Origin of the sequence: Nocardiopsis prasina DSM 43845, from assembly GCF_000341265.1 — a bacterium.
Lineage (GTDB): Bacteria > Actinomycetota > Actinomycetes > Streptosporangiales > Streptosporangiaceae > Nocardiopsis > Nocardiopsis prasina.
Map to the genome: position 1 here is coordinate 1 of NZ_ANAE01000032.1, position 1,522 is coordinate 1,522.

At 72.9% G+C, this 1,522-nt stretch carries 1 protein-coding gene; it reads left to right on the plus strand.

What is annotated here, in order from left to right:
- On the plus strand, nt 1-1,522 hold a 1,522-nt coding region (locus D452_RS0101110; protein WP_017542328.1), incomplete at both ends, for a SpoIIE family protein phosphatase.

The following is a 1,522-nucleotide window of genomic DNA, read 5'->3' on the forward strand; positions in this document are numbered from 1 at the left end:
GCTACAGCAAGGACGACAAGGCCGTCTGGTTCCGCATCCGGGACGAGGACGGCGAGGCGTCGAAGGACCCGGATACCGACGGCGAAACCGCAGGCACGTCGCTGGAGCCGCCGGACCCGGTACGCCCCGCGCGGCGCCGGCCCTTCCGGCCCAACCCTTGGGCGGCGCTGGACGCCGCCCTCTCGGCGCGGCTGCCGCTGCCCGAGCTGCTCGACCGCACCGTGGAGTACTCCCGCTCGGCGCTGGGCGGCGACGCCGCCTATATCGCCCTGGCCACCACCGACGAGACCGAGTGGGACCTGCGCGCGGCCACCGGCCTGACCGACGAGCCCTGGCGGCCGTTCCGCAGCCGCACCGAAGAGACCTTCCCGTCGGTGACGCCGGCGGCGGGCGCCACCATCAACGACGACCTGATGATCGCCCGCGCCCACCGCGGCAAACTCGCCCAGGCCGGCATGCGTTCCCTGGTGACAGCGCCGCTGATCGTCGACGGCCGTGTCGCCGGGCTGATCGGCGTGGCCTCGCGGCGCGTCCGGCACTTCGGCGACACCGCCGCCAAACGCCTGCAGGACGGCGCCGACCGCATCGCGCTGCCGATCGAGCGTGCGCGACTGGCCGAGGTCGAGCTGGCCCGCCGCGCCAGCCTGAGCTTCCTGGCCGAGGCCAGCGACCTGCTGACCGGAACCCTCGACGAGCAGATGACCGCCGCTCTGGCCTGCCAACTGGTCGCCTCGCGGCTGGGCAGCTGGTGCGCGGTGGAGTCCACCAGCGAGCTGGGCACCACGCGGCTGACGCACGCCATCCACCGCAACGAGAACTACAACGACGTGCTGCGCACGCTGCTGACCGAGCTGCCGCCGCACATCCAGCGCGAGGCGCGCCCGCTGTGGAGCCGCGAGTCGCTCTCGGCAGCCGGGCTCGTCGACGAACTGCTGCTGGAACTGGCCGAAGGGCCCGCTATCAGCGTGCCGCTGGTGGCCCACGGCCAGACCCTGGGCCGGCTGACCCTGGGCAAGGACGCCGACGAGGACTTCACCCGCGACGACGTCGACGTCGTCGACGACCTCGCCCGCAGGGTGTCCTCGGCGCTGGAGAACGCGCGGCTGTATGCGGGGCAGACCTCGATGAGCGAGGCGCTGCAGCGCAGTCTGCTGCCCGCCAAGGAGAAGGAGCCGGCCATCCCCGGCGTCGACCATGCGGTGTTCTACCGCTCGGCCGACGAGCGCACCGTGGTGGGCGGCGACTTCTACGACGTCTTCGCCACCGACGGCCGGTGGTGCTTCGCCATCGGCGACGTGTGCGGCACCGGCCCCGAGGCCGCCGCGGTCACGGGCCTGGCGCGGCACACCCTGCGCGCGCTGGCCCGCGAAGGGTTCTCACCCGCCCACATCATGGACCGGCTGAACAAGGCCATCCTGGACGAGAACACCAGCACGCGGTTTCTGACCATGCTCTACGGCGAGATGACCCCGCTGGGCGCGCCCGGCCAGGGGATGCGCCTGCGGCTGGTATCGGCGGGCCA